At 53.5% G+C, this 26,130-nt stretch carries 26 protein-coding genes; 5 read left to right on the top strand and 21 right to left on the bottom strand.

The window, feature by feature from the left end:
• Positions 1 to 191 precede the first annotated feature (191 nt).
• From FG166_RS03715 to FG166_RS03705, 3 genes are all read left to right on the top strand, one after another.
• Complete coding sequence (locus FG166_RS03715) at positions 192 to 1,283, top strand: glycerol dehydrogenase (protein ID WP_003682024.1); 1,092 nt, start codon at positions 192 to 194, stop codon at positions 1,281 to 1,283.
• Between the two features lie 187 nt (positions 1,284 to 1,470).
• A complete protein-coding gene (locus FG166_RS03710) occupies positions 1,471 to 1,782 on the top strand; it encodes a helix-turn-helix domain-containing protein (protein WP_240839920.1) in 312 nt (103 codons plus the stop codon).
• A gap of 701 nt (positions 1,783 to 2,483) precedes the next feature.
• Positions 2,484 to 2,792 carry a SemiSWEET family transporter gene (locus FG166_RS03705; protein ID WP_003682029.1) on the top strand — a complete coding sequence of 103 codons (309 nt, stop codon included), beginning with the start codon at positions 2,484 to 2,486 and terminating at the stop codon, positions 2,790 to 2,792.
• 347 nt (positions 2,793 to 3,139) lie between these two features.
• Here the strand turns inward: FG166_RS03705 and FG166_RS03700 are convergent, their stop codons facing one another.
• The 5 genes from FG166_RS03700 to FG166_RS03680 all read right to left on the bottom strand — a co-directional run bounded on the left by FG166_RS03700 (position 3,140) and on the right by FG166_RS03680 (position 5,879).
• Positions 3,140 to 3,469, bottom strand: a complete 330-nt coding sequence (locus FG166_RS03700) for a putative quinol monooxygenase (protein ID WP_003682030.1) — start codon at positions 3,467 to 3,469, stop codon at positions 3,140 to 3,142.
• Positions 3,469 to 3,750, bottom strand: coding sequence for a YciI family protein (locus tag FG166_RS03695; protein WP_003682032.1), 282 nt, complete (start codon positions 3,748 to 3,750; stop codon positions 3,469 to 3,471). The genes FG166_RS03700 and FG166_RS03695 overlap by 1 nt, the downstream gene beginning before the upstream one ends.
• Positions 3,751 to 3,760: 10 nt before the next feature.
• Positions 3,761 to 4,297: an NAD(P)H-dependent oxidoreductase gene (locus FG166_RS03690; RefSeq protein WP_003682034.1), complete on the bottom strand. Its 537-nt coding sequence runs from the start codon at positions 4,295 to 4,297 to the stop codon at positions 3,761 to 3,763.
• Between the two features lie 2 nt (positions 4,298 to 4,299).
• On the bottom strand, positions 4,300 to 4,722 hold the full coding sequence (locus tag FG166_RS03685; protein WP_003682036.1) for a MerR family transcriptional regulator: 423 nt from the start codon (positions 4,720 to 4,722) through the stop codon (positions 4,300 to 4,302).
• A gap of 347 nt (positions 4,723 to 5,069) precedes the next feature.
• On the bottom strand, positions 5,070 to 5,879 hold the full coding sequence (locus FG166_RS03680) for a 2-keto-4-pentenoate hydratase (RefSeq protein ID WP_003682039.1): 810 nt from the start codon (positions 5,877 to 5,879) through the stop codon (positions 5,070 to 5,072).
• A gap of 501 nt (positions 5,880 to 6,380) precedes the next feature.
• Between FG166_RS03680 and FG166_RS03675 the strand changes: the two genes are divergently transcribed.
• Positions 6,381 to 7,379: a D-2-hydroxyacid dehydrogenase gene (locus FG166_RS03675; protein WP_003682040.1), complete on the top strand. Its 999-nt coding sequence runs from the start codon at positions 6,381 to 6,383 to the stop codon at positions 7,377 to 7,379.
• 79 nt (positions 7,380 to 7,458) lie between these two features.
• On the opposite strand, the gene FG166_RS03670 is transcribed toward FG166_RS03675, so the two are convergent.
• From FG166_RS03670 to FG166_RS03635, 8 genes are all read right to left on the bottom strand, one after another.
• Complete coding sequence (locus FG166_RS03670; RefSeq protein WP_003682041.1) at positions 7,459 to 7,836, bottom strand: nuclear transport factor 2 family protein; 378 nt, start codon at positions 7,834 to 7,836, stop codon at positions 7,459 to 7,461.
• A 331-nt stretch (positions 7,837 to 8,167) separates the two neighbouring features.
• Positions 8,168 to 8,689, bottom strand: a complete 522-nt coding sequence (locus FG166_RS03665; RefSeq protein ID WP_024500798.1) for an adenine phosphoribosyltransferase — start codon at positions 8,687 to 8,689, stop codon at positions 8,168 to 8,170.
• Positions 8,690 to 8,708: 19 nt separating this feature from the next.
• The gene (gene recJ, locus FG166_RS03660; protein WP_003682043.1) at positions 8,709 to 11,006 is read right to left on the bottom strand and encodes a single-stranded-DNA-specific exonuclease RecJ; all 2,298 of its coding nucleotides are present in this window, start codon (positions 11,004 to 11,006) and stop codon (positions 8,709 to 8,711) included.
• A gap of 72 nt (positions 11,007 to 11,078) precedes the next feature.
• Positions 11,079 to 11,912 carry an SDR family NAD(P)-dependent oxidoreductase gene (locus tag FG166_RS03655; RefSeq protein ID WP_171029993.1) on the bottom strand — a complete coding sequence of 278 codons (834 nt, stop codon included), beginning with the start codon at positions 11,910 to 11,912 and terminating at the stop codon, positions 11,079 to 11,081.
• Positions 11,913 to 11,938: 26 nt separating this feature from the next.
• The gene (rnz, locus tag FG166_RS03650) at positions 11,939 to 12,871 is read right to left on the bottom strand and encodes a ribonuclease Z (protein WP_003682045.1); all 933 of its coding nucleotides are present in this window, start codon (positions 12,869 to 12,871) and stop codon (positions 11,939 to 11,941) included.
• Between the two features lie 26 nt (positions 12,872 to 12,897).
• Positions 12,898 to 14,205 carry a GTPase ObgE gene (gene obgE / locus FG166_RS03645; RefSeq protein WP_003682046.1) on the bottom strand — a complete coding sequence of 436 codons (1,308 nt, stop codon included), beginning with the start codon at positions 14,203 to 14,205 and terminating at the stop codon, positions 12,898 to 12,900.
• Between the two features lie 64 nt (positions 14,206 to 14,269).
• Positions 14,270 to 16,081: an excinuclease ABC subunit UvrC gene (gene uvrC / locus FG166_RS03640; RefSeq protein ID WP_003682047.1), complete on the bottom strand. Its 1,812-nt coding sequence runs from the start codon at positions 16,079 to 16,081 to the stop codon at positions 14,270 to 14,272.
• 277 nt (positions 16,082 to 16,358) lie between these two features.
• Positions 16,359 to 17,105 (bottom strand): amino acid ABC transporter ATP-binding protein, encoded by a 747-nt coding sequence (locus tag FG166_RS03635; RefSeq protein WP_003682049.1) that lies wholly within the window; start codon positions 17,103 to 17,105, stop codon positions 16,359 to 16,361.
• Positions 17,106 to 17,292: 187 nt separating this feature from the next.
• Here FG166_RS03635 and FG166_RS03630 point away from each other — a divergent pair, with 187 nt between their 5' ends.
• Positions 17,293 to 17,439 (top strand): SPJ_0845 family protein, encoded by a 147-nt coding sequence (locus tag FG166_RS03630; RefSeq protein WP_003682050.1) that lies wholly within the window; start codon positions 17,293 to 17,295, stop codon positions 17,437 to 17,439.
• 266 nt (positions 17,440 to 17,705) lie between these two features.
• Here the strand turns inward: FG166_RS03630 and FG166_RS03625 are convergent, their stop codons facing one another.
• The 8 genes from FG166_RS03625 to FG166_RS09525 all read right to left on the bottom strand — a co-directional run bounded on the left by FG166_RS03625 (position 17,706) and on the right by FG166_RS09525 (position 25,956).
• Entirely contained in the window at positions 17,706 to 18,005 is a 300-nt protein-coding gene (locus tag FG166_RS03625; protein ID WP_003682052.1) for a nucleoside triphosphate pyrophosphohydrolase family protein, read from the bottom strand.
• A complete protein-coding gene (gene yihA, locus FG166_RS03620) occupies positions 18,005 to 18,598 on the bottom strand; it encodes a ribosome biogenesis GTP-binding protein YihA/YsxC (protein WP_003682053.1) in 594 nt (197 codons plus the stop codon). Before yihA ends, FG166_RS03625 begins: the two co-directional genes overlap by 1 nt.
• Before the next feature lie 13 nt (positions 18,599 to 18,611).
• Positions 18,612 to 19,862, bottom strand: coding sequence for an ATP-dependent Clp protease ATP-binding subunit ClpX (gene clpX / locus FG166_RS03615; protein ID WP_003682055.1), 1,251 nt, complete (start codon positions 19,860 to 19,862; stop codon positions 18,612 to 18,614).
• 150 nt (positions 19,863 to 20,012) lie between these two features.
• Complete coding sequence (gene tig, locus FG166_RS03610) at positions 20,013 to 21,320, bottom strand: trigger factor (protein WP_003682058.1); 1,308 nt, start codon at positions 21,318 to 21,320, stop codon at positions 20,013 to 20,015.
• Between the two features lie 170 nt (positions 21,321 to 21,490).
• Positions 21,491 to 22,681, bottom strand: coding sequence for an elongation factor Tu (gene tuf / locus FG166_RS03605; protein ID WP_003682059.1), 1,191 nt, complete (start codon positions 22,679 to 22,681; stop codon positions 21,491 to 21,493).
• Between the two features lie 180 nt (positions 22,682 to 22,861).
• Positions 22,862 to 23,758 (bottom strand): hypothetical protein, encoded by an 897-nt coding sequence (locus FG166_RS03600; RefSeq protein WP_003682061.1) that lies wholly within the window; start codon positions 23,756 to 23,758, stop codon positions 22,862 to 22,864.
• A gap of 90 nt (positions 23,759 to 23,848) precedes the next feature.
• Positions 23,849 to 25,648 carry a ribonuclease J gene (locus tag FG166_RS03595; RefSeq protein WP_035430804.1) on the bottom strand — a complete coding sequence of 600 codons (1,800 nt, stop codon included), beginning with the start codon at positions 25,646 to 25,648 and terminating at the stop codon, positions 23,849 to 23,851.
• A 170-nt stretch (positions 25,649 to 25,818) separates the two neighbouring features.
• Positions 25,819 to 25,956, bottom strand: a complete 138-nt coding sequence (locus FG166_RS09525) for a hypothetical protein (protein ID WP_003682065.1) — start codon at positions 25,954 to 25,956, stop codon at positions 25,819 to 25,821.
• Between the last annotated feature and the right edge of the window lie 174 nt (positions 25,957 to 26,130).

The raw sequence follows: 26,130 nt of genomic DNA, 5'->3' as shown, positions 1-26,130 counted from the left end.
AGTCATGGCAAACGAAAGCACTATTGCCTAGGAACAGGGAAAGTTGGAGGAAGTTTTAGAATTACGCCGGGGTGTAAGAAAAGCGTTTATTATTATTCTCCCCCTACTAAAAAACCGATAAGGGTGCTTGACATCCCCCGCCCTTATCGATATTGTTAAAACATACACAATATCTAATTGGAGGAATTGACATGATTAAAGCTTTTGCTTCCCCATCTTCTTACGTTCAAGGTAAGGGTGTGCTCTTTGAATCCAAGCCCTACCTGGAAAGCTTCGGCACCAAGCCCCTCTTAATTACCGGCGGCCACGTCTACGAAGCCGTCGGCAAGGACTTTGAAGCTTACTTAACAAAGCAGGGCTTCGACGTCATTTTGGTCAACTTTAATGGTGAATCTTCGACCAAGGAAATCGACCGGATCGCCGCGATCGCCAAGGACCAAGGTGCCACGGCCATCTACGGTCTCGGTGGCGGGAAGACCAGCGATACGGCCAAGGCGGTCGCCGATACCGCTAAGCTGCCGGTCGTGATCATGCCAACGCTGGCTTCCACCGACGCCCCGTGCTCGCGTCTGTCGGTCATCTATAAGGAAGATGGCACGGTCGAAAACTACCGCTTCTACGACCATAACCCGGAACTGGTGCTGGTGGACAGCCAAGTGATCGCCAACGCCCCGGCCCGCCTCTTGGTCGCCGGGATCGCGGACGCCCTGGCCACCAACGTGGAGGCCCAAGCCGTCACCCAATCCGGCGCCGACACGATGCTAGATGCCAAGCAAACCCTGGTCGGGATCGCAATCGCCGAAAAGTGTGAGGAAACCCTCTTCAAATACGCTCACCAAGCCGTGGCCGCCGTCGAACAAAACGTGGTTTCCAGCGCCCTGGAAAAGATCATCGAAGCCAACACCCTGATGAGCGGGCTCGGTTTCGAAAGCGGTGGCCTGTCCGGGGCCCACGCCATCCACAACGGCCTGTGCATCTTTGAAGAGACCCATGCCCTGACCCACGGGGAAAAGGTCGCCTATGGTACCCTGACCCAGCTGATGCTAGAAGGCGCCGATGAAGAGCGCTACAACAAGTACTTGCGCCTGATCAAGTCGCTCGGGCTGCCGACCACCTTGGCCGACCTCCACTTAGCCGACGTTTCCGACGAAGCCCTCTTAGAAGCTGGTAAGGTCGCCTGTGCCCCGACCGATACCCTTCACCGCCTGCCGTTTGAAGTTGAACCGGGTGACGTTGCCCAAGCCTTCCGGGCCGTCGACGCCTACTCCAAACAAATCCTCTAATCAACCTTCCTAATTCAACCACCCAGCAGATGTTGCATTTAGTCTACTGGGTGGTCTTTTTTGCTCATTTTTATTAAATTAGCTTAATAGAGTCCAGAAAGTCTATTAAACTTTTCAATAATTAGCGCTTTTAGGTTTTCCATGGGTTATCATGGAAGATAATCATTCTTATTATTGGGGTATAGTAATGATCGGTGCTAGAATCAAACATCTTCGAAAGGGGCGGAACCTGTCCCAGGCGATGCTTGGTAAATACATTGGCGTTTCGCAAACCACGGTCACAGCGTGGGAAACGAACCGGACAGAACCCTCCAGTACATATGTCACGAAACTAGCAGAATTGTTTGAGGTATCAACTGATTACCTTTTAGACCATGAACGGTCAATTCGGCAACCAGTGACGGTCGACCTGGCCGATGAAAACGTCAATTTAACCTACCGGGGGCGTCCCCTCTCGAAGAACGACCGGAATATTATTTACCGGCTGATGGAAGACTAGGAGCTTGCTCCTGGTCTTTTTTGTTTTGGAAGTGCGTACCAACCATTGGCAGGCCGTGGGCTAAGGATAGGGCGAACGGTTGGTGCGGCACGCACCGTTCTTCGGCCAGACTTAGCCACTAGGCCTGCGGTTGGGGAGCACGTTATTGGAAGTGCGACCCACCCTCCTCGACGGGCCGTATGACCAAGCTAGAGCGGGGGTTGACGCCCTGACGTCATTCTCCGCTCGTACTTAGGCACTAGGCACGTGGTTGGGGAGCACGTTATTGGAAGTGCGTACCAACCTCCTCGACGGACCGTGGGCTAAACTAGAAAATCCGACTTAATTTTTTTCGTCCGTCCCAATTATCTAAGAATTTGTGTAAACCGGTTTATATTAAATAACAACGGTGACGCCCCTATTAAATTAGTTTATATATGTCAAATTTGTATTTTATGAGTAATAAATTTTAATTTTTTCTATATGTAACCTGTTGACAGTTATTATAACCGGCGTTATTATGTAACCGTTAACAAGAAGGTAACTACTTCACGATGCAAGCGATTCCCTGCGCTTGGTTGCCGAAGGTCACAAAGTTCACCCCACCAAACTGGGCGGTGGTTCTAAGCACAATCGCCATCCTACTTTTGACTTTCACATACTGCAATTGTTCATTAATCTACAATCATGCTGGCGGAAGCACTTGAATCCAGGATTTACTTATGGAAAGGATCTTCATTATGCAACAACCAAAGGAACACTCATTTGACTCTGAAAAGTTCATCTCCTGGCTTGGCCGCTTCGCCAGTGTCATCGCCATCCTGATGTACGTTTCCTACATCGCTCAAATCATCAATAACCTACACGGCCAATATGGTGCCCCACTGCAACCGTTCGTGGCCGGGGTCAACTGTTCTTTGTGGTCAATCTACGCCTACTTCAAGAAGGACCGTGACTGGCCCGTTTTCTGGGCTAACTTCCCAGGGGTCTTCTTCTCCTTCGCTACTTTCATTACTTGCTTCCACTTCTAAAGGGAAGTGCGACCCAGCCAATCAAGCAGGCCGTGGGCTAAGGATAGAACACAGGTTAGCGCATCAGCGGTGTTCTGTGGTCAGACTTAGCCACTAGGCCTGCGGCTGGGGAGCACGTTATCGGAAGTGCGACCCAACCTATCCAGTAGGCCGTGGGCTAAGGATAGGGCGAAGGTTGATGCCTTGGTACCGTTCTTCGCCCGTACTTAGGCACTAGGTCTGTGGTCATTTTCCACGTTATCGAAAGTGCAATCCAACTTTTGCCTACACAAAATGCGGCCGCTTCGCAAGATCAATCTTGCGAAGCGGCCGCATTTTAATTTGGGACCAGGTTGGTTGCCACTCTCTTACTTTCGAATAAACTGTTCGTCGACGTCATCGCCGCGGTCATCGCTGACGTAACGTTCAACACGCATGTGCAAATCGTACTTCTCCCGCAACTCGGCCAACTGCTTCATCATTGGCGAAGCATGGTGGGCATCCAGGGAGGCTTGGTCGGCCCAGCTATCGATCAACAGCAGGGTCTCCGGGTCGTCGTAGGGAATGAAATAATCGTACTTAAGGTTGCCCGGCTCGGCCTTAATGGCGGCCACCACCCCCTGGTCGATCATTTCCTTAGCAAATTGCTGGGCGCTGCCGTTTTTCCCCGTGTAATAAAGGTTGACTGTTAGTGCCATTACGCATCCCCCTTAATCTGGTCGGCTACCAGCTTGGCTTCAAATTCGTTGACTAAGTAATCCGCCCCGGCCGGGTAAAAGGCATCCTCGGTAATGATTTGGTCCAGGTCTTTGCGGGCCATCTGCCGGGCCAAAATCAACCCGGACTGGGCACGACTCTTGGACGGACCGACGATCAAAAAGTCGCCCGCTTCAAAGTGGCGGCTAAACCACTGGCGGTGGGCGGTCAGTTGGTCTTCCGTGACCTGATCACCCTTCAAACGAATGTCAATTAAATACATTTCAATCCCCCTATTCAAAGGCGCCGAGCACCTTTAACTCGTCTTGGCTCAGGTAGTCGGCGTACTCTTTTACCCGCTTGGCCAAGTCCTCGTCGCTGATCGAGCTAGCGCCGGTCGTCACAAACGGGGTAACAAACTTAGTCCCGATCAGGTTGCTCATCGCTTGGAACGGCCGTAACAATTCGTAAACCGTGTACGGGACGAACTTTCCGGCGCCGTAGTTGTCGGCCCCCGGCGTGATCGCCACCAGTAGTTCCTTGCCGTGCAGGGCGTTACCGTCGCTCCCGTAGGCCCAGCCGTAAGTCAGCACGTCGTCTTCCCACTTCTTTAACAGCGGCGTCCCGGAGTACCAGTACATCGGCGTTTGCAAGACGATCCGGTCGCTTTCCTCCATCACGGCTTGTTCCTTGGCGACGTCAATTTGAAAGTCCGGGTACAAAGCGTACATGTTGCGGACCTCGATGTCGCCCGGTAAACCGGCGGCTAAGGCCTTGTTGACGCGGGAGTTGGCGAAGTTGGGGTGGAATAAAAAGACGGTTGTTTTCATAATTAAAGTGTCTCCTTTTGGTCATCTAAAATTTGGTATTCTTCAAAGTAACTCTTCCTGGCCCGAATCTCACCGCTATCGTACAAAGCGATCTTGTGCTCCAAACGATTGATTGAGCGGTCCAGGTTGTGGCGCTTGTTTAACAAAACTTCGAGTTGGTCAGCCAACAGCTCCCGGCGTTTGGTTAACGTCGCATCGCCCTGCTCTAGTAGCTTAGCGTAAGTTTGCAAAACGTCGACCGGCACCCCCGAGTGGCGCAGGCAAACGATCATCTCGATCCAGTCTTGGACCCCCTGGGGATAATAGCGGCGCCCCCCTGGCGTCCGGGGGATCGGCGGTAGTAGGTCAATTTTTTCGTAGTAGCGCAAGGTGTCCGGCGTCAGGCCGTACTTGCTGGCCACCTGGGTAATCGTTAAATTCGCCATGTCATTTTCCTCCTGATGACCTTAATTTACTACTTTGAGTTAACTCCAAGTCAAGGGTTTCCGCCAGAAATTTACTCAAAAAAAGACCGCCCCTTAAGAACGGTCTCTCTTATGGTTACACTGTCGGCCTAGTGGCTAAGTCCAGCCACAGAACACCGCTGACGCGCTAACCCGTGTCTTGTCCTTAGCCCACGGCCTACTTGATTGGCTGGGTCGCACTCACCAATATCGTGCTCCCAACCACGGGCCTAGTGCCTAAGTACGGCCGGAGAACGGTGCGTTCCGCACCAACCCCCGTCCTAGCTTAGTCCAACGGCCCGTCGAGGAGGTTGGGTCGCACTCACTTTCTAAAATTCCGCCAGCGTCGGCCGTGCCAAGACCAAAACGTTGCCGAAGTCGTGGTTGAAGCGGGCCTCCCAGCGCCCGGCCGTCAAGTGTGGCGGCAAGAGGAAGGTCCCGGAAGATACCACCTGCCCGCGGGCGAACTGCTTGCCTTGTTCATCAAGCTTCTTAACCAACCACTGCAAGGACTTGAGCGGGTTCCCCAACACTTCGCTGGAGTCCCCTTCGCCGACCTGTTGCCCGTTTTGGTAGAGGTCGACGTGAACGGTGGCGGCGTCTTCAACCGAGGAAAAGGCCTGGTCGCTGTCACGCTCCTCGCCATAAACCACTAATCCCCCCACGGCGCAGTCTGACAAGACGTTGTACTTACCCAGGCTCGGGAACCAGTCAACGAAGCGGGCGTCGGGCACTTCAACGGCACCCGCTACGGTGGTCTTATGCAAAAGGTCCTCTAGTGAATCAGTCGGCTGGAGGGTTTCCTTGGCCCGGAAGGCGAGTTCGACTTCGACCAGTGGTTCATTGAGGTGGTCGAGGTTGACCCCAGCCGGGCCTTTTAAGAAACGCTCGGCGACCTGTTGACCAAAGAGGGGGGCATCGGTGTCAAACATCTTCTGGGTCTCTTCGCTGGTCAGAGAAACTTTATAGCCGGCGGTCGGTTGACCCTTGAGTGTCATCACCCGTTCCTGGACGGCGTAGGCGGTCTCAAAGTCTTGGACCACGCCCTGCCAATCGTCTTCGTTGAGGGCAACGTTGGTCACGTAACTTTGGTAGAGAGCCTGGGCAAATTCTGCTTGGCGTTGGTTTAGTTCAGTCATAATTCTTCCTCCTTTAACTCTGGTAGCGCACTATGTATTGGAATTGACGAGATCAAAAACGCCCCTCCTCCCCGTCATTAGGGAGCAGGAGCGCTTTCACGTGGTACCATCCTACTTGCTCAAAAGTGAGCCACTTAGCACGAACTTTCATTCGCGACCAGGATAATGGGTGGTAACCAACTTAGCTTACTTTGTTCAGCCAGTAGCTCGGGAATGATCACTTATTCGGGTTTCGTACCTAGCTTCCACCAGCCGCTAGTTCTCTTTTTCACGAAGTTCCGACAGTAGTTCCGTCACAGCTTTTTAATCTCTATCTAATTCTTGATGTTAGTATAAGGGCGTTTTCGTCGTTCGTCAATAAAATAATTAAAAAACACTAATTAGTTTAATCGATTTGTTAGGTAAGTTGTATGCAGTTTTACTTTAAATAATGAAAAGATTCGCTATAATAGTAATTGGCAACGTTACCAAGCTGACGTACATGTTACAGGAGGTATATTCATGGCAAAAATTTACGCATACGGAATCCGCAAGGACGAAGAACCTTACTTGAACGAATGGGCAAAGAACCACGCTGACGTGACGGTCGACTACACGGCCGAACTGTTGACGCCGGAAACGGCCGCTCAAGCAGCTGGTGCTGATGGGGTAGTTGTTTACCAACAACTCGACTACACCGCTGAAACGCTCCAAGCCCTCGCCGACCAGGGCGTTACTAAGATGTCCTTGCGTAACGTGGGGATCGACAACATCGACATGGCCAAGGCTAAGGAACTGGGCTTTGAAATCACCAACGTTCCGGTTTACTCTCCGAACGCCATCGCTGAACACGCCGCTATCCAAACGGCCCGCATCCTTCGTCAATCCAAGAAGTTAGACGAAAAGATCGAAAACGGGGACCTCCGTTGGGCACCAACCATCGGCCGCGAAGTTCGTGACCAAGTGGTTGGGGTTGTTGGTACGGGTCACATCGGTCAAGTCTTCATGCAAATCATGGAAGGCTTCGGCGCTAAGGTGATCGCCTACGACGTCTTTAAGGATCCGGAACTGGAAAAGAAGGGCTACTACGTTTCCTTGGACGAAATCTACGCCCAAGCTGACGTTATTTCCCTCCACGTACCGGCCCTGGAAAGCACGATCCACATGATCAATGACGAAACGATCGCCAAGATGAAGGACGACGCCGTACTGGTTAACGTTTCTCGTGGTCCGTTGGTTGACACCGACGCCGTTATCCGTGCCCTGGACTCCGGCAAGCTGTTCGGTTTTGTCATGGATACTTACGAAGACGAAGTGGGGATCTTCAACGAAGACTGGCAAGGTAAGGAATTCCCTGACGCCCGCCTTAACGACTTGATCCACCGCGACAACGTCTTGGTAACGCCTCACACTGCCTTCTACACCACGCACGCAGTTCGCAACATGGTATTAAAGGCCTTCGACAACAACCTGGCCCTGGTTAAGGGTGAAGAACCTGAAACCCCAGTTAAGGTTGGTTAATAATAGCCTAGCAAAAAAGCACCGCCCATTCGTGAGCGGTGCTTTTTTATGGTTTCGGACTGAGCATTACCGGTTCAGATTAGTAAGTACTGGCCACCTGGCTGACAATCTGACAACGCCCAGCCTGACGTTTCAAGTTGACTCGCATTTGCAGGGGCCAGGTACTAACCCCGCCGCCCCAAACACTTGCTTTGACCCGGTTTTGGCCCACTAGGCTGGCCTGGTCCCCTTCAACCACCACGTCAAAGACTCGCTCCTCGGTTGAAGAATAATACTTCATTTTCCCGTCCATTATCTGGGCGATCCACTCCTGGCGGGGCTGGACGTAACCGGTCATGTGGGTCAAGGTCATCGTTTCCGCCAGGATCCGTTCGAGGGTGGCCTGGTCGCGTTCAACCATCGCCCGGTTTTCGGCCCGGTAAATTTCCACCACCGCTTCTTCATCGCTTCTCGTCATGGCGCTCCTCCTTAATCAAAATGACTTTCCCCCATTATCGCTGTTGGACGGTCACTTGCCAATTCCGGTTGGCGATCGAATTGATCAGTTTTGGTGATCAATTACTTGAATGCAAAAAGCGCCGAGGGAAAAAACGACTTTTCTCCTCGGCGCTGGTTAAGTTTTACATGGGATGCGTGCCTAGCCAATGGTTGGGTCGCAACGGCAGCACTGATAACGTGCTCCCAGCCGCAGACCTAGTGGCTAAGTCTGGCCGGAGAACGATGCGTACCGCATCAACCCCCGTCCTATCCTTAGCCCACGGTCTGCCTGATGGCTGGATCGCACTCAACTATTCTCCCTCGAATTCCATCAGGGTCTTAACGTCATAACCCTTCAGCTTTTCGCGGCCGTTTAGGTCCTTTAAGTCGATCAAGAAGGCACAACCGACCACGATCCCGCCCATTTGTTCAACCATGTCGATGGTGGCCGAAATCGTGCCCCCGGTAGCCAAGAGGTCATCAACGACTAGCACCCGTTGGCCCGGCTTGATGGAATCATTTTCCATTTGCAGGGTTGCCGACCCGTATTCCAGGTCGTAAGTCGAAGAGACTGCCGGCCGGGGCAGTTTCCCCTTCTTACGGGCCGGGGCAAAGCCGACCCCGAGTTCGTAAGCAACCGGGCAACCAACAATGAAGCCCCGGGCCTCTGGACCGACCACCATGTCAACGTGCTTGTCGCGAGCGTAGTTGGCAATTTCATCGGTGGCCTGCTTGAAGGCCTCCCCGTTTGCCATCAGCGGCAAGATGTCGCGGAAAACGATCCCTTTTTCGGGGTAATCCGGAATGCTAGCGACGTAATCGTAAAGATTAATAGCCATAAAAATTTCTCCTTTAGCGCGCGCCAACCAGCCGCTTGACCCACGCCACTAGATCGGGGTGAGACGAATGGACCAGGGCCCGTTCAACTTCTAATTGCGCCTGGCGGCGACGATAACTCGTTGTTTCTTTAAGGTCCCGCCGCTGAGCCTGCGGGACGAGATTTAAAACACCATCTTTCATTGTAACAAATCCAGCCTCAAAAAACACATTTATCATGAAAATTAACTGATCCGCTGGCAAGCGCAGGTAGTTACTAATTGGGTTGACCTGCTGGTTGATGTTTATGTTGGGGTTTTGGCCTAGCAGGCGGTACAGTTTGGCAAAGGCCTGGTAGGCTGGCATCCCGGTCAGGGGGGCCTGGTTGAAGTAGCACAGGAGTCGGATCGAACTAGCCGCCGCGCACTTAGCCAAGCTTGTGGTCAGCTGGCTAATGATCGGCGGGCAATCAACCACTACCAGTTCCTGGTTGGCTACCAGGTCGGCGGTGAGGTCCTTAGGGCCGACCACCGGCCCGTTAGCGTGGCCATTAATGTTATTGCGCAGCCGCTCATCGAAGGCCAGGTAAACCGCAGCCGGTTCAAACATCGGCGGCAACAGCCGGGCCGTCCGTTGGTCGAGCACGGTGACTCCGGTGGCCGCCACGTCGGTTAGCATCAGCTGGCAGCTGGTCTTGCCCCGCCACTCGTTTAAGCTGAGGGTGCCGACCAGTTTGACTTCTTCCGCCTCGGCCAGGGCCGGTGCTAGGCTAGCCTTGCCAAAGGCGACCACGTCTAACGGCGGTTGACCGACCTTTAGTTTAAGGTGGGACTTGTCCTTGCCCATCACCTGGGTCGCCACCGGTCCCTTGACGTCGAGTTCGATTTGGGGCTCCTCGTTGCCCGGGCCAAAGGGTGCCAACCGCTGGATTTGCGTGTACAGGTCCTGGGTGAGCCGGTCTGGTGCCAAGGTCAGGGTAATTTTTAACGGCGGTTTTTGCTGCTGGTTAAAGCCCTGCGCCGTGACCTCTTCGTTTAAGGCCGCTTGTAGGGGCGCCGCCGCAGTTAATTCAAAGGACATCCCGCAGGCCATTGCGTGACCCCCGAAGGCCGTCATCAAGTCGCGGTGCTGATCCAGGGCGGCGAACAAATCGAGGCCCTCCACCGAGCGGCCGGAGCCCTTCGCGATCGTCTCACCCTCGTTGGCGGAAGCGACGATGGTTGGCTTACCGGTTGCTTGAACCACGTGGGCCGCCACGATCCCTAACACCCCCTGGTGCCAGCCGTGGCCCACCAAGACCAGGGCGGGCACCTGTTGGTTAGCCGCCATTGCGAGGGCTTCTTTAGTGATCTGCTCCACCAGTTGCTTACGCTCCTCGTTGGTTTGATCGACTTCTTTAGCTAACCGTTCGGCCTCCTCTTCGTCAAAGGTGGACAAGAGGACCACCCCCGGGCCGGCCTGTTCAATCCGGCCGAGGGCGTTTAAGCGCGGCGCTAGTTGGAAGCCCACGTCGGTCCCGGTCAGGGTCGCCTCCTTGACCCCGGCTAACTTCAGCAGGGCGTGCAAGCCCGGCCGGCTCCCCTGGCGGAGCTGCTGCAACCCCAGTGCCACTAGGGCGTGATTTTCACCGGCCAGGGAAACCAGGTCGGCCAACTCCCCGATCGCCACCAGGTCCAGCATTTCCACCGGGAACTCACCCAGCAGGGCCCAGGCCACTTCAAAGGCGACCCCGACCCCGGACAGATCGGCAAAGGGATACTCGCTACCCGGGTACTGGGGGTGGACAATCGCCACGGCCGGCGGGAGTTGTTCGGGCAGGGCGTGGTGGTCGGTAATGACCACGTCAACCCCCTGCTCCTTGGCATACTCAATCGCCGCCAGACCGGCCACCCCGTTGTCAACGGTGACGATTAGCTGGGTGCCCCCCTCAATCAGCCGCTGGTAGACCGCTTGATTGGGCCCGTAACCATCAGTGAAACGATCGGGCACGTAATAATCAACTTGCGCCCCCAGCGTTTCCAGTGCCTCGTACATCAAAGTAGTGGCGGTGATCCCGTCGGCGTCGTAATCGCCGTAGACCGTGATCTTTTCGCCCGCTTCGACCGCCGCCATGATCCGCTCAACGGCCCGGTCGACGTCGTGCAACGCGTCGGGGGTGTGGAGGTCTTCTGCTTGCGGGTTGAGCCACCGTTGGGCGGCGTCAGCGCTTTTAATCCCCTGGTTGACTAAAAGGGCCGCTAACTCCGCCGGTAGCCCCGTCGCATCGGCCACCACCTGGATCGTTTCTTTATCGCCGTTTGCTTGCCCTTGCCAGGCGTACTTGCTGTCAATCATGCCCGTTCCTTTCTAAGTCTTAACAGTATTAAGACCCCAGCACCCGGTTACGAACTGCTGGAGTCATTTACTTTAGAGGTTATGCTTATTTTGTTGGAAGTTGAAGAACTTCTTGATCGCCCAGTCTCCGAGGCCCGGGATGATCTGGTAGGCCCAGGCGAGCCCAGTCGTGTAGCCCGGTACGTTAATTTCGCGGGTTTCGTAACCCACGTTGTCCCAGACCTGGCGGGCTAAGGCGTCCGGTGCGATAACAAACCACTGCGGTAGGTGGGCCATGTATTCCCCGCTCGGGTCGGCCTTCTTGAAGAAGTCGGTGGCGACCGGTCCCGGATTAACGGTTAGGACCTGGACCCCGTAGTCAGCAACTTCCATCCGCAAGATGTTGGAGAACTGGATCACCCCCGCCTTGGTGGCCGAGTAAACCGCCGAGTTAGGGGTCGGGATCTTGCCGCCCAACGAAGCGACGTTAATAATGGCGCCGTACCCTTGATTCATCATCTGTTTGGCCACGCACCGGCTCAGGTACATGGCGGCCAAGAAGTTGACCGTCACCATCTTGTGCATGGTCGCGTAGCTTTGGTCAACCACGGCGTCCATCATCCCGAGGCCGGCGGCATTGATCAAGACGTCAATTTCCCCGACCTGGTGGCGAATCTGGTCAAGGACCTCATCCACCTGGTCGGGATCGGTCACATCCATTTTAAAGGCAAAGGACGGGCGCCCCGCTAAGATCAGGCAGCGGTCCGCTACCTCTTGAAGCTTTTCTTGGTTGCGGGCGGCCACCACCACGACGGCCCCGCGCCGGGCGGCTTCTAGGGCCAGCGCCTTGCCGATCCCCTCCGAACCCCCGGTGATCAAAACCACCTTGTTACGCAAAAAACGCAGTTGCTTCAGTCGCTTAATCATTAACATGGTCCTTCACCCTCGCTTCCTTACCTTTCCTTAAAAGGAATCTCGATGACGTCTAAATCATTCACCACCCGGGTTTGCTCAAAAATGTCCCGCACTTGGTAGGCCAGCTCATTGGCGTACCTGCCGACGTAACGCGCCGAAATGTGGTTGAGCAATAAGCGCTGGGCACCCGCCTTTTTGGCAACCGTGGCCGCCTGGGCGCTGGTTGAGTGGTAGTAGTTGTGGGCTAAGCGTTGCTCGTTTTTGGCAAAGGTCGCCTCGTGAACTAGGACGTCGGCGCCCTTAGCTAACTTAACGGCGTTATCGGTCACCCGGGTATCGCCTAAAATAGCGACGATCCGGCCCGGTTGCGGCGCCCCGATGAAGTCGTGGCCATCGACCGTGCGGCCGTCTGGCAGGGTCACCACCTCACCGCGCTTGAGTTGGCCGTACAGTGGCCCCGACGGAATCCCAGCTTGGCGTACCTTTTCAACCATCAGTTCACCAGGGTGGGCCGCCTCTTCCACCCGGTAGCCAAAGCTGGCAATCTTGTGGTCCAGCCGCCGGGCGGTCACGGTGAAGGTTTGGTCCTTAAAGACCTCGCCATCGCCAGTCAGCTCCACGAACTTGAGCGGGTAAGACAGGCGCGATTCCGACACCTTGAGGGCGGTTTGCACAAAGTCTTTAATCCCCTTGGGTCCGTAAATGGTTAGCGGTTCGTCGCCGCCCTGAAAGGAGCGCGACGACAAGAAGCCGGGCAAACCAAAGATGTGATCGCCGTGCAGGTGGGTGATGAAAATCTTTTCCACCTTGCGGGGGCGAATGGTGGTGTGCAGGATCTGGTGTTGGGTCGCCTCCCCGCAGTCAAAGAGCCAAATGGCGTTGCGTTCCTCTAACAGGCGCAGGGCCAGGCTTGAAACGTTCCGTTGCTTACTTGGCGACCCCGCCCCAGTTCCTAAAAATTCAATCTGCATTCTAAACCATCTTTCTAATCATCAAATTATTGGACGAATTCAAAGACAAAGTCCTCGATCCGTACCAAATCGCCGTCTTGGATGCCGGCCTCGCGTAGGGCGTCATCGACCCCCATGTGGCGCAGTTGACGGGCAAAGCGCAGCTGACTGTCTTCGTGATCCAAGTTCGTCATCACGAAGAGCCGTTCCAACTTGGCCCCGCTCAGGACCCAAGTCCCGTCGTCATCCCGGCTAATCGTGAAGTCTGGTTCCGCTTCTTGCGGCGCCTTGTAAGTGACGGCTTCTTGTTCATCGTGGGCGTTGGCGTCAAAGGCCGGCGTTTCTTCAATCAGGTTGGCCGTCGTTTGCATCAGTTCCTGAACCCCGGCGTGAGTTACCGCCGAAATCGCAAAGACTTGCGGCGTCTCCGGGAGGGTGTCGTCCGCTTCCAGTAGCTTCTTAAACTCGTCCAAGTGCTCCTGAGCTTCCGGTAGGTCCATCTTGGTGGCTACCACAATTTGCGGCCGCTTGAGGAGTTCCGGGTCGTAAGAAGCCAGTTCCTTGTTAATATCGTGGAACTTCTCGAGCGCCAATTCGGCGTCCTGATTCCCCAGGTCCACCAGGTGTAAGAGCACCCGGGTCCGTTCGATGTGGCGCAGGAACTGGAGCCCCAGCCCGACCCCCTTGGAGGCGCCGTTAATCAATCCCGGCATGTCGGCCATGGCGAAGTCGCGCCCGTCCGGTAGCATTACCATCCCGAGGTTCGGCACTAGGGTGGTAAACTCGTAAGCGGCGATCTTTGGCTTGGCGCCGGTCACCACCGAAAGCAGGGTCGACTTGCCGACCGACGGGAAACCGATTAAACCGACGTCGGCCAGCATCTTCAGTTCGAGCTCCAGGTAGTGGTCTTCGCCCGGTTCACCGTTTTCGGCGATTTCCGGGGCCGGGTTCTTCGGCGAGGCAAAGTGAATGTTGCCCCGGCCACCGCGGCCCCCCTTGGCGACAACCAGTTCTTGGCCTTGTTCAACCAGGTCGCCGACAATCTGACCGGTGTCAAGATCGCGGACCGTGGTCCCCTGGGGAACGGCGATCACCGTGTCATCGGCGGCCGCCCCGGTCATTTGCTTACTCATCCCGTTTTGGCCGTTCTTGGCCTTAAAAATCCGGTGGTAGCGAAAATCCATCAGGGTCCGCAGGCCTTCATCGACCTTTAAGATGATCGAGCCACCCCGACCGCCGTCACCGCCGGCCGGACCACCGTTGGGAACGTACTTTTCCCGGCGGAAGGCCACCATTCCGTTACCGCCGTGTCCGGCGTGCACTTCAATTTTAATTTGATCCACAAAGGTTGGCATCTATCTTCTCCGTTCTTAATTCAATCATTCTCTAGTATATGGGAAAAGCCCCGTCAGGTCAAAGCTAGTCATGACTGGACCCCTTCTTGACCTCGGCTTGCCCCTGCAAAGAAACCTTGATTAACTGGGCGGTTGTTTGGTTAATCCCGAGCGCCCTGATTTCTTCGACCGGGGCGACGGCAATCTTATTAATCGAACCAAAGGCCTTCAAGAGCTTGTTCCGGGTCCGGGGACCGACCCCGTGAATCTCATCGAGCCGCGACGACAGGGAGTGCTTGGTGTGAACCTTGCGGTGGTAGGTAATGGCGAAGCGGTGCACCTCGTCTTGAATCCGTTGCACCAGGTAAAAGCCCTGGCTACGCGGGTCCAAATTGACGTGGTGGGCATCGTCGCCGTACAAGAGGTCGGCAGTCTGGTGCTTATCGTTTTTGACCATCCCGATCACCGGAATGTTTAAGCCGAGTTGGTTTTCCAAGACGTCCTTGGCCGCCTCCATTTGAATCGGTCCCCCGTCCATCATGATCATGTCCGGCATCGGCTTTTCTTCCTTTAGGAGCCGGGAGTAGCGCCGAAAGATCACTTCGCGCGTCGAAGCGGCTTCGTCGGCGTGGTCAACGACGGTGGTTAGCTTGTACTTGCGGTACAGCTTTTTAGCCGGTTCGCCGTTGACAAAGACCACCATCGCCGAGACCGGATCGGCCCCCTGAATGTGGGAGTGGTCGAAGGCTTCGATCACGTGGCCGGTTGGCAGGCCCAGTTCGTCGGTGATCTCTTTCATCGCCCCGGTCGTTTTCTGGCGGTCCATTTCTAGCAGGCGGAACTTTTCGTTTAAAGACAGGATGGCGTTTTCCTTAGCCATGTCCAGCAGGTCGCGTTTCTCCCCGCGCTGGGGGGTCCGCACCGGCACCCCTAAGATCTCCTCGATTTCTTGGTTCGGTAATCCCTCCGGCAAGAGGATTTCCTTTGGCAACAACTTGTTGCGCCGGTTGTAGAACTGGAGGATAAAGGAAGTCATTTCCTCTTCGGCCGTATCGACCACCGGGAAGAGCCGTTTTTCACGCTTCATTAACCGGGCCTGGCGAATGAAGAAGACCTGGATACTTAGCCAGCCCTTGTCCAAGTAAAAGTTAAAGAGGTCGCGGGGGGTCTTATCGTTTGAAATGATCTTTTGTTTTTCGACCGTTACTTCAATGTAGTGGAGCTGGTCGCGAATCTCGGCCGCCCGTTCAAATTCGAGCTGCCCGGCAGCCCGCTCCATCCGGGCGGTTAACTGCTTTTTCACCTGGGCGGTATTGCCATTTAAAAAGGACTTAATCCGCTTAGTTTGAACGGCGTATTCTTCTTCCGGCACTTCCTTAAAGCAACACCCCAGGCACTGGCCGAGGTGGTAATACAGGCACGGCCGCCCCTGGTAGCCATGGCACCGGCGTAAGGGAAAGACCTTTTGAATGAAGTGAACCGTTTCTTCGGCCGCGTAGACGTTGGGGTAGGGGCCAAAGTAGTAGGCGCCGTCTTTTTTGACTTGGCCGGTAATCTTAATGATCGGGTCGCGCTCGTTGGTGATTTTGATGTAGGGATACCCCGTCCCCCGCTTAAGCTTAATGTTGTAGTAGGGTTGGTGTTTTTGAATCAGGGTGATCTCCAACAAAAAGGATTCCTTATTGGAGGAGGTGACGATCGTTTCGAAGTCGGCCACTTCTTCGACCATCGCCGCCACCTTCCCCGTGTGACTAGACTTGAAGTAGGACCGCACCCGGTTCTTTAAGTTTTTGGCCTTGCCGACGTAAATGATCTGGGCGTTGGCGTTTTTCATTAAGTAGCAGCCCGGCTGGTCCGGCAAGAGGGCCAGCTTATGTTCTAAGTACTCACTTGCCAATCTCGTTCCCCCTTTAAACAGGTGTTTGATAAATCTATTTTACGGCTTTTTGGGGGCGGGGGCAAAGAAAAGGCCGTGCTACCGCTCCCTGCAAATAAACATCCGGTCCTTCGCAAGTACTTTGCGAAGCGACCGGATGTTAATTTAAAGCAACGTGCAATTTACCCCTGTCCTAGCTTAGTGGCTAAGTCTGGCCGGAGAACGATGCGTGCCGCATCAACCCCCGACCTTTCCTTAGCCCACGGCCTGCTTAATGGTTGGCCCGCACTTCCTTTAATTACGCATTCAATATCTTTTCCAAGAAGTCCTGGGCCCGCTCAGTCTTGGGGTTGGTAAAGAATTCTTGGGGGCTGGCCACCTCTTGGATGTTCCCGTCGGCCATGAACCAGATTTCATCGGCCACGTTCTTGGCGAAGCCCATTTCGTGGGTCACCACGACCATCGTCATCCCATTGTTAGCTAGCTCTTGCATTACTTTGAGCACTTCCCCCACCATTTCCGGGTCCAGGGCGCTGGTTGGTTCATCGAAGAGCATCACTTCCGGGTTCATCGCCAGCGCCCGGGCGATGGCCACCCGCTGCTTTTGCCCCCCGGATAAGGACAGTGGGTAGGCATCAGCCTTATCGTCCATGTCCACTTCGCTTAACAGTTGGTGTCCCAGCTTTTGTGCTTGTTCCTTGTCCATCCCCTTAACCTTAATTGGGGCGAGGGTTACGTTGTCTAACACGGTCATGTTAGGAAAGAGGTTGAAGCCTTGGAAAACCATCCCCATCTTTTCGCGGACGGTTTGAACTTCCTTGGCCCCCATCTCAACCAGGTTTTGCCCCTCAAATAACACGGCGCCCGCACTCGGTTCTTCTAGCAGGTTCAAACACCGTAAGAAGGTACTCTTCCCGGCCCCGGACGGCCCAATCACGCAGATCACCTGGCCCTTTTTGACCTCTTCGTTAACCCCGTCTAAGATGATGTTTTTACCGAAGGACTTCTTGAGGTCCTTAATTTCAATCATTGTTTTATCTTCCATCGTTGCTCCCTCGTCTCTGTTGATAATGAAACCATTATACTAACTAACGAATTATTATGCAAGTAAATCGCATATAAATCCCCATTTTTCCCGATTTATGCATAACAAAGCGGCGCCGCTTTGCTTTTTTTCATCCGGCATCTGTGCTAAAATAGCCCTAATTTAGCACCACAAAGGAGGATGCCTAATGGGACTTGTCACTCGCCGCAGCGATAAGCTGGACGACTTATTCAATAAGTTCGCTAGCGACCCGCTCAAGCCGGTTAAAAAACCGGACGACCAACCAAAGGACGCCAAAGAAGACGCCGCTAAAAAAGAAGATTCCGCCAAGTAAAAGTGGGTGGGAAATAACCTACTCGGCAGGCCGTATGACTAAGCTAGGACGAACGGTTGGTGCGGTACGCACCGTTCTTCGGCCTGCTTAGACACTAGGCCTGCGGTTATTGACCACGTTTTCTGTCTAACATTTGGGAATACAGCAAGAGGCCGGGAAAAACGGAGTTTTTTCCCGGCCTCAATCGAAAAAGGGACTGGGAGAACACATCTCCCAGCCCCTTTCATCATTTTTAAGGTACCGTACACAAAGTAGGGCTTCCCACCCTAGGCCTGTTTATTAAAGCCGTTTGGGTAACGGCGGTTCAAGGTTTCAATATTGTCCTTGGCCACCTGATCGAAGGGAATATCGGCCCATTCGGCAATTTGGGACAGGTACCATAAGACATCACCTAACTCGTGGGTCAACTGGTCCTTATCCAAGGGGTGACCCTTAAAGGTGTAATTTTTGACCAGGTCAACCACCTGACCGGCCTCGCCCGCTAGGCCCAGGGCACAGTTAGTCAGTACCTGTTCGTTGCCGTAGCGGGTTCTTTTGGCCGCTTTTTGATAGTCATTAAACTCCATTAGTCACTTACTCCCGTCCGTTCTTCAATCCACTGCCAAACCGACTCGGCGCCCTTTTTAGTTGTCGCCGAAAAGAGGATTAAGTCCTGATCCTTTGCGGCGCCCAGGCCCTCTTTGACGACCTTGACGATCCGGTTATGGGCGTTGGGCTTGACCTTGTCAACCTTGGTGGCCACCACCAGGGTCGGGATGTGGTAGTAGGCTAACCACTGAAACATCATCCGGTCGTCTTCCGTCGGGGCGTGGCGCCCGTCAACTAATTGGACGACTCCGCGCAGTTGTTCGCGGGTGGTCAGGTAGTTTTCGATCATCTTACCAAACTTTTCCCGCTGCTTCTTGGAGACCTTGGCGTAGCCGTAACCGGGCACGTCGACAAAGTAAAGCTTGTGTTCAACCTCATAGAAGTTCAGGGTCTGGGTCTTCCCCGGTTGGCTCGAGGTGTGGGCGTAGTTTTTCCGGTTAATCAACACGTTGGTCAACGAAGACTTCCCAACGTTGGAGCGGCCAACCAGGGCTAACTCCGGCAGGGCCGTGGCTGGGTACTGGTTTTCTTCGACCGCCGAGATCGTTAATTCAACATCATGTACTTGCATTCGTCTTCCTCGCCTAGGATGCTTGGTCGCTTTGCAACACGTATTCTGGGGCGGTGTGCTTGGTGACGCATTCCTTATTGATGACCACCTTAACCACGTCCTGGCGGCTTGGTAAGTCAAACATGATGTCGCGCATCACGTCTTCAATGATCGAACGCAGCCCCCGGGCACCCGTGTTCCGGTCAATCGCCATCTTAGCCATTGCTTGCAGGGCCCCCGCCGTGAAGTGTAGTTCCGCCCCGTCTAAGCGGATCAGTTCTTGGTACTGCTTAACCAGGGCGTTCTTTGGTTCCGTCAGGATCCGCACTAAGTCGGCTTCATCAAGCTTTTCTAAGGCGGTCATGACTGGGAGGCGCCCGATAAATTCAGGGATCAGCCCAAACTTCAGTAGATCTTCTGGAATGACGTGTTGTAAGATATTCTTTTCAGTCACGTCGTTAATTTCCTTGGAGTCGGTCCCAAACCCGATCGTCTTATCCCCTAAGCGTTCCTTGACGATCGTTTCAATCCCGTCAAAGGCTCCCCCGACAATGAAGAGGATGTTCTTGGTGTCCACCTGAATGAACTCTTGTTGCGGGTGCTTACGACCACCCTGCGGCGGAACGTTGGCGATCGTGCCTTCCAGAATCTTTAAGAGGGCCTGTTGAACCCCTTCCCCGGAGACGTCCCGGGTGATTGAAACATTTTCGCTCTTCTTGGCGATCTTATCGATTTCATCGATGTAGATGATCCCCTTTTCGGCCCGGTCGATATCAAAATCGGCAGCTTGGAGGAGCTTTAAGATGATATTTTCAACGTCTTCCCCTACGTAACCCGCTTCGGTCAGGGTGGTGGCGTCGGCAATGGCGAACGGTACGTTTAGGATCCGGGCCAGCGATTGGGCCAAGTAGGTCTTCCCGGACCCGGTCGGCCCGATCACGGCGATGTTAGACTTTTGTAATTCGGTATCGTTATTATCACCGGTCACCATGGCGTTAACCCGCTTGTAGTGGTTGTATACGGCTACGGCGAGGGTCTTCTTAGCGTCTTGTTGACCAATTACGTAGTCATCTAATTGATTTAAAATTTCTTGCGGGGTCGGAACGGTGAACGTTTCTGCTTCCGTGCGGTCCTCGGCTAGCTCCTGGTCAATGATTTCTTGGCACAGGGCCACGCATTCATTACAGATGAACACGCCGGGACCGGCAACGATCTTTTGCACTTCCGACTGGGACTTCCCACAAAAAGAACAGTGGACATCTTGTCCAGTGGTATCTTCAAACATTTACTTACCTCCTAATGGTAATCGATAGGATAATCATAACAGACGTACGCTGCGTTTTAAAATAATTAAGCTACCAATTAAAAAGGAGGGTCGCAACAAGCATGGCTGTTGCGACTCCCCCTTTGGGTAAAGATTAATCACGGTAAATGATTAGTCCTTGTCAGCGGCCTTGGCAGTTTGCTTTGCGGAATCCGCAATCAGGTCAACGGCCTTCTTGATTTCGATATCGTGTTCCAGCATGTCGCGGGTCAAAGCCTTGGATACGGCTTCTTCGTCCATCCCGTATTGCTTTGCCAGGTCAGCGATTTCGTTTTGAACGTCTTCGTCAGTAGCGTTTAGGTTAGCATCCTTTACAACGGCTTCCAATACCAAGTTGGTCTTCACCCGCTTAGCTGCGTCGTCAGCAAATTGCTTGCGCAGGTCGTCTTCCGTCGTGTTGGTGATTTGGAAGTACATTTGTGGGTTGATCCCTTGTTGTTGCATGCCGGCCAAGTATTGTTGGAGTTGACGGTTAGTGTCATCGTCTAACATGGCTTGCGGAATTTCTTCCGTTTCGGCGTTGGCAACGGCTGCTTCAATCGCAGCGTCTTCGATGGCTGCCTTAGCAGCGGCTTCCTTTTGGTCTTGGAGTTGCTTTTTAACCTTGTCCTTTAATTCGGCCAGGGTTTCAACGTCTTCGTCGACGTCCTTAGCAAATTCATCGTCCAGTTCCGGAAGTTGCTTTTCCTTAACTTCGTGGATCTTAACCTTGAAGAGGGCGTCCTTACCAGCTAAGTCCTTAGCGTGGTAGTCTTCTGGGAAGGTAACGTTAACGTCCACGTCTTCGCCCGCCTTGTGGCCAACTAATTGGTCTTCAAAGCCCGGGATAAAGGAGCCAGAACCCAGAACTAAGGAGTAGTTATCAGCGGAACCGCCATCAAACTTTTCCCCGTCTACGGAGCCTTCGTAGTCGATGACAACGGTGTCGCCGTCGGCAGCTGCTTCGTCTTCCTTAAGCACCAGTTCTGCTTGTTGTTGACGCTTGTTTTCTAATTCGCTGTCAACGTCGGCGTCGGAAACGGAAGTGTCTTGTTCAGGAACTTCCATCCCCTTGTAGTCGCCCAAGGTTACTTCTGGCTTAACCGCCACAGTGGCCGTCAAGGTCCAAGGTTGACCCTTTTCCATGCTTTCAACGTTAACTTGTGGTTGGTCGACCGGTTCGATGCCCGCTTCCTTGATGGCAGCTTCGTAAGCATCCGGTAAGACGTCGTTTAAAGCATCTTGGTAGAGGGATTCTTCCCCGTACATTTGGTTGAAGATCGTCCGCGGAACGTGGCCCTTACGGAAGCCAGGAACCGAAATCCGCTTTTGGGTGCGGGTAAAGGCGTGGTCAATCCCCTTTTGAATGGTTTCAGTGTCGATATCGAACGTTAACGTCCCCTTTGGAGCGTCGCTATCGCGTTCCCATTTTACTGACATTTCATTTCCTCCAATAACATATCTATTTAGCCTCCCGTCAATTGGCGAGAGCCCTACATACTTTTTAATTCTACCCTAGAAAGGGGGGTATTTCAATTAAAATTCCCGGTAGTCCGCCAATAAAAAAAGCCGCGATAAATCGCGACTCTTTTAGAAGTTAATTCCCGAGATTAGTCGAGCACTTCGGATACCACACCGGCACCAACAGTGTGACCACCTTCACGGATGGTGAACTTCAGACCCTTTTCAAGGGCAACTGGCTTTTGCAGTTCAACAGTGAAGGTAACGTTGTCACCAGGCATAACCATTTCAACACCATCTGGGAGTTCAATGGTACCAGTAACGTCAGTAGTGTGGAAGTAGAATTGTGGGCGGTAGTTGGAGAAGAATGGCGTGTGACGGCCCCCTTCTTCCTTGGTCATAACGTAGACTTCACCCTTGAATTGCTTGTGCGTTTGGATGGAGCCTGGTTCTGCCAGAACTTGACCACGTTCGATTTGGTCGTGAGAAACCCCACGTAAAAGGATACCAACGTTGTCCCCGGCTTCCCCAAGATCAAGGGTCTTGTGGAACATTTCAACACCGGTAACAGTGGACTTGATAACGTCTTCCTTCAAACCAACGATTTCAACTTCGTCACCGACCTTAACAGTACCACGGTCGATACGACCAGAAGCAACAGTACCACGACCAGTGATAGTGAAGACGTCTTCGACAGGCATCATGAATGGCTTGTCAGTAGGACGCTTTGGAGTTGGGATGTATTCGTCAACGACGTCCAGAAGGTGAAGAACAACTTGTTCTTGTTCTGGGTCACCTTCGAGGGCCTTAAGAGCGGACCCACGAACAACCGGAACATCATCGCCAGGGAAGTCGTATTCGGACAGAAGGTCACGAACTTCCATTTCAACTAAGTCAACCAGTTCGTCATCGTCAACAAGGTCAGTCTTGTTAAGGAAGACAACGATGTATTCAACACCAACCTGGCGAGCCAGAAGGATGTGTTCACGAGTTTGTGGCATCGGACCATCAGTTGCGGCAACAACTAAGATCGCACCGTCCATTTGAGCGGCCCCAGTGATCATGTTCTTAACGTAGTCGGCGTGCCCTGGAGCGTCGATGTGAGCGTAGTGACGCTTTTCCGTTTCGTATTCAACGTGGGCAGTGTTGATAGTGATACCACGTTCCTTTTCTTCTGGAGCAGCATCGATATCAGAGTAGTCTTCTGCCTTGGCAAGGCCCTTAGCGGCCAATACCTTGGTGATAGCTGCGGTTAAAGTAGTCTTCCCGTGGTCAACGTGGCCAATAGTACCGATGTTAACGTGGGGCTTAGTACGTTCATAATGTTCTTTTTCTGCCATTAATGAAACCCTCCTGAAAAATTACAAGTAACATGCCAGACCACCAGGGGTGTTCTGACACACCTTTAGATTAATTGTACTACTCCGCCAAACCGATTTAAAGGATAAAATCAGGTCCGGCGAAGAATTCTTAATAATGGTATCAGATCAGTTAGCATTTGTAAACGAATTTAGCTAAATTCAACTAAGCCTTGTCACTAGTGCGTTAATCCGCTCCTGCCACTGGTGTGCACGCAAGATTGGCTCCTCATTTCCGCTTGCCGAATACGCCACCAAGGCCTGCACCCAAGCGTCAGGATCTTCAATTGCTAACTCCACAAAGGGGTACAAAAAGGCCAGTTGCAGGTGGAATTCTCGCAGGTAGGTTTGATACGAGAGCGGGTCTTGATCAGCGAAGCGGGCGGCAATTAACCGTTCCCCCTCCTTGACGACGGTCAGTTCACCCAGCGGCTTGAGCTCCTTGATGTTTAAAGGGTGCTCTTTTTCATCAAGCCAGAGCACCGTGAGCTCTTCGTTAAGCCGTAGCTGTTGGAGGACCTGCACCAGTGATGATTTGATCAACGGGTGGGTATCCGGGTCACGCAGTAAGAACTTAGCCCCCACCAAGTAATCGCTGAGCGGGAGCATCCGCCCCTCGCTAAAGCGGCGCTGTTGTTCACGAAAGCTACAATCCCCCATGTGGATAAATTGGCGGCGCCGACTCGCTAAGGTCTGCGCCCCCACCCGGTCATATTGTTCTTCGGCCCGTTTGACCAGGCGCCCCTCCGCATCCGTTAAGTGGGTCGCCAAACTGATGAATTGGCGGGCGGGGATAAACAGTTGGTTTTTAAGGGCCAACTGGACGTAAAAGTCCGCTAGTTGACGGGATTGGTCATAATCGGCCAAGTGGCGTTCAGCGACCTGGTAGGCCTCGACAAAGCGTTGGTCTTCAAACAGTGCCCGGGCTAACTGGCGGTTGACGGCAAAGTCATCGACCTCTAAATCAAGCTCTTGCAACAGCCGAATCCCCTCACCAAATTGCCCCTGATCGATTGCTTGGGTGGCCTGCTTAAATCGTGCTCCTTGTTCCGGTGTCATAGTGCCCTCCTTCTTGCAGATAAAGAAGGGGCTCCTAGTACCGTTCGTAATTGAACAACTAGAAGCCCATCTGTTTAATTGGTTACTTAATTACTTTGCTTCGCTCGCCGGACGCTTCTTGCCCCGCCCCCGACCACCACGGGAATTGTGGTACTTTTTGGCCGGTTTCTTGGCCACCGGTGCCTTGGTAGCTTCCTTGGTCGTCTTAGTGTGGTTCTTACGCTTGGGGTGCTGGTTGATTTCCATGATCACCGGCAGGATCACCGGGTGACGCTTGGTTTGGTTGAATAAGAAGCGGTTCAGTTTGTCGCGAACGTTTTGCTTCAGGTGTCCCCAATCGAATTCCTTTTGGTCGAGGTCTTCTTGGACCACCTTTTCGACCAGGTCGGCCGCTTGGTTCATCAACTCACGGTTAGTCTTCACGAAGACAAAGCCCCGTGATGTGATCTGCGGACGGGCGACGATCTTTTTCTTCTTGCGGTCAATCGTAGCCACCACGACGAAGATTCCGTCTTCGGAAAGGACCCGCCGGTCGCGTAAGACGATGTTACCGATGTCGCCAACTCCGGTTCCGTCAATCATCGTGTTGCCAACTTCAACCCGGTCCCCCAGGTGGAACTTGCCATCTTCATAGGAGAGAACGTCCCCCTTAGCGGTAATGAAGATGTTTTCGGCCGGGATGCCGACTTCTTCAGCCAGTTCGGCGTGCCGGTCAAGCAGCCGGTATTCCCCTTGGATCGGGATAAAGAACTTCGGCTTCATAAAGTTCAGCATTAGTTGCTCGTCATTTTGACTGGCTTGGCCAGACGGGTTTAAGTCATCGGCGATAAACTTAACCTCGGCCCCCGCCCGGTAAAGCATATCCTTGGTCTTTTGGACCATTGTTTCGATCGCGTACGACGGCGTGGTGGTCACAAAAACCAGGTCGGTGCTGGTCAGCTGGATGTCTGGGTCGTCACCATTGGCGATCTGTTGCAAGGACTTGGTGGGTTCGCCCATCCGTCCGGTGACTAAAATCACCACTTGGTCGTCATCAAGGTCCAAGGCCTCTTCAAAGGAGATCAATGTATCGTCCGGAATTTGGAGCAAGTTGAGCCCCTCCGCCGTCTCGATGATCTGCTCGAGGTCCTCGCCGGACAACACGATTTTGCGGTCGGTGGCCAGTGCCGCGTCAACAATCTGTTGGATCCGCATGATGTTGGAAGCCACCGATGCAACCACGATCCGGCCCTTGGTGTTTTCAAAGGTGTCTTTGATGTAGGCGCGGATGTCACGTTCCCTGGTCGAAGCGCCGGTAATTCCCGCCCCAGCTGAATCACTGAGCAAGGCCAGCACCCCTTCGGTTCCAACTTCGGCTAACCGAGCCAAGTTGGTCTGGTAACCCTTAACGGCGGTTTGGTCAAACTTAAAGTCCCCGGTGTAAACGATCGACCCTTCCGGCGTCTGAACGTCAATCCCCAATGTATCCGGAATGATGTGGGTCGTGGTGAAAAAGCCGATCGTAACGTTACCAAATTTGATGGTCTTAGTTTCGTCAACCACGTGGAAATCGTTAAACTTCTTAACCTGCTTGTTTTCCTTAACCGCCAACTTAGCGAGGGCGATCGTCAACTGGGACCCGTACACCGGCACCTTAAAGTCGGCTAAAAAGTACGGCAGTGCCCCAATGGCGTCGGCGTGACCGTGGGTTAAAAAGACCCCCTTAATTTGGTCAGCGTGGTCTTGTAGGTACGACCAGTCCGGAATGACCACGTCGATCCCCATCAGCTCGTTTTCCGGGTATTTTAACCCACAGTCGAGAATAAAAATCTGGCCGTCCACTTCCACGGCGTACATGTTCTTCCCGTTTTCGCGGACCCCGCCAAAAGGAATAATCTTAATCTTGCTCATGGCTTCTCCTTTAATTTGTTCAATATTTACTTGTAAATGCCCCACCCGACCGGTTGTCTAATGGGCTCTTTTTTCACTCACAAATCATTACTATTCATCTTACCACAGATCGTAAATTAGGGCGACAAAGTTAAAGACGCCCGCCCGGGTCACCGGACAGGCGTCTATTATCATTGAATTAAGCCACTTGGTTCGTAACTGCCCCGGAAGAGGTTTTTCTTTAGGTCCTCTGCCGACAGCGGGGTGGTCATGTTTTCAAACCCCTTAAACGTAGTCAGGGATTGCAGGGCGCTCTTTTGGTAACGCAAGGCCCGGCGTAACCCGAATTCGGTCAGTGAGCCGTCTTTAATGAACCGCGGAACCGCGCCATCTGCCCACTCGGGGTTAAGTCAGGGCGGTTGACCCGGTCGGTCATGTCCTCTAAGACCTCTAAGTACTCCGGCCCCAACTGAAGCTGACTGGCAAAGAGCTCTAGTCGTTCT

Origin of the sequence: Limosilactobacillus fermentum (genome assembly GCF_013394085.1) — a bacterium.
Classification (GTDB): domain Bacteria; phylum Bacillota; class Bacilli; order Lactobacillales; family Lactobacillaceae; genus Limosilactobacillus; species Limosilactobacillus fermentum.
The sequence above is the reverse complement of the archived record's forward strand: the minus strand, read 5'-3'. Positions and strand labels throughout refer to the sequence as shown.

Excerpts from the sequence above, each read along its gene's own strand:
- FG166_RS03715 (WP_003682024.1), top strand. The coding sequence starts at position 192 with ATGATTAAAGCTTTTGCTTCCCCATCTTCTTACGTTCAAGGTAAGGGT.
- FG166_RS03710 (WP_240839920.1), top strand. The coding sequence starts at position 1,471 with ATGATCGGTGCTAGAATCAAACATCTTCGAAAGGGGCGGAACCTGTCC.
- FG166_RS03705 (WP_003682029.1), top strand. The coding sequence starts at position 2,484 with ATGGAAAGGATCTTCATTATGCAACAACCAAAGGAACACTCATTTGAC.
- FG166_RS03700 (WP_003682030.1), bottom strand. The coding sequence starts at position 3,469 with ATGGCACTAACAGTCAACCTTTATTACACGGGGAAAAACGGCAGCGCC.
- FG166_RS03695 (WP_003682032.1), bottom strand. The coding sequence starts at position 3,750 with ATGTATTTAATTGACATTCGTTTGAAGGGTGATCAGGTCACGGAAGAC.
- FG166_RS03690 (WP_003682034.1), bottom strand. The coding sequence starts at position 4,297 with ATGAAAACAACCGTCTTTTTATTCCACCCCAACTTCGCCAACTCCCGC.
- FG166_RS03685 (WP_003682036.1), bottom strand. The coding sequence starts at position 4,722 with ATGGCGAATTTAACGATTACCCAGGTGGCCAGCAAGTACGGCCTGACG.
- FG166_RS03680 (WP_003682039.1), bottom strand. The coding sequence starts at position 5,879 with ATGACTGAACTAAACCAACGCCAAGCAGAATTTGCCCAGGCTCTCTAC.
- FG166_RS03675 (WP_003682040.1), top strand. The coding sequence starts at position 6,381 with ATGGCAAAAATTTACGCATACGGAATCCGCAAGGACGAAGAACCTTAC.
- FG166_RS03670 (WP_003682041.1), bottom strand. The coding sequence starts at position 7,836 with ATGACGAGAAGCGATGAAGAAGCGGTGGTGGAAATTTACCGGGCCGAA.
- recJ (WP_003682043.1), bottom strand. The coding sequence starts at position 11,006 with ATGATTGACAGCAAGTACGCCTGGCAAGGGCAAGCAAACGGCGATAAA.
- FG166_RS03655 (WP_171029993.1), bottom strand. The coding sequence starts at position 11,912 with ATGATTAAGCGACTGAAGCAACTGCGTTTTTTGCGTAACAAGGTGGTT.
- rnz (WP_003682045.1), bottom strand. The coding sequence starts at position 12,871 with ATGCAGATTGAATTTTTAGGAACTGGGGCGGGGTCGCCAAGTAAGCAA.
- obgE (WP_003682046.1), bottom strand. The coding sequence starts at position 14,205 with ATGCCAACCTTTGTGGATCAAATTAAAATTGAAGTGCACGCCGGACAC.
- FG166_RS03635 (WP_003682049.1), bottom strand. The coding sequence starts at position 17,105 with ATGGAAGATAAAACAATGATTGAAATTAAGGACCTCAAGAAGTCCTTC.
- FG166_RS03630 (WP_003682050.1), top strand. The coding sequence starts at position 17,293 with ATGGGACTTGTCACTCGCCGCAGCGATAAGCTGGACGACTTATTCAAT.
- FG166_RS03625 (WP_003682052.1), bottom strand. The coding sequence starts at position 18,005 with ATGGAGTTTAATGACTATCAAAAAGCGGCCAAAAGAACCCGCTACGGC.
- yihA (WP_003682053.1), bottom strand. The coding sequence starts at position 18,598 with ATGCAAGTACATGATGTTGAATTAACGATCTCGGCGGTCGAAGAAAAC.
- clpX (WP_003682055.1), bottom strand. The coding sequence starts at position 19,862 with ATGTTTGAAGATACCACTGGACAAGATGTCCACTGTTCTTTTTGTGGG.
- tig (WP_003682058.1), bottom strand. The coding sequence starts at position 21,320 with ATGTCAGTAAAATGGGAACGCGATAGCGACGCTCCAAAGGGGACGTTA.
- tuf (WP_003682059.1), bottom strand. The coding sequence starts at position 22,681 with ATGGCAGAAAAAGAACATTATGAACGTACTAAGCCCCACGTTAACATC.
- FG166_RS03600 (WP_003682061.1), bottom strand. The coding sequence starts at position 23,758 with ATGACACCGGAACAAGGAGCACGATTTAAGCAGGCCACCCAAGCAATC.
- FG166_RS03595 (WP_035430804.1), bottom strand. The coding sequence starts at position 25,648 with ATGAGCAAGATTAAGATTATTCCTTTTGGCGGGGTCCGCGAAAACGGG.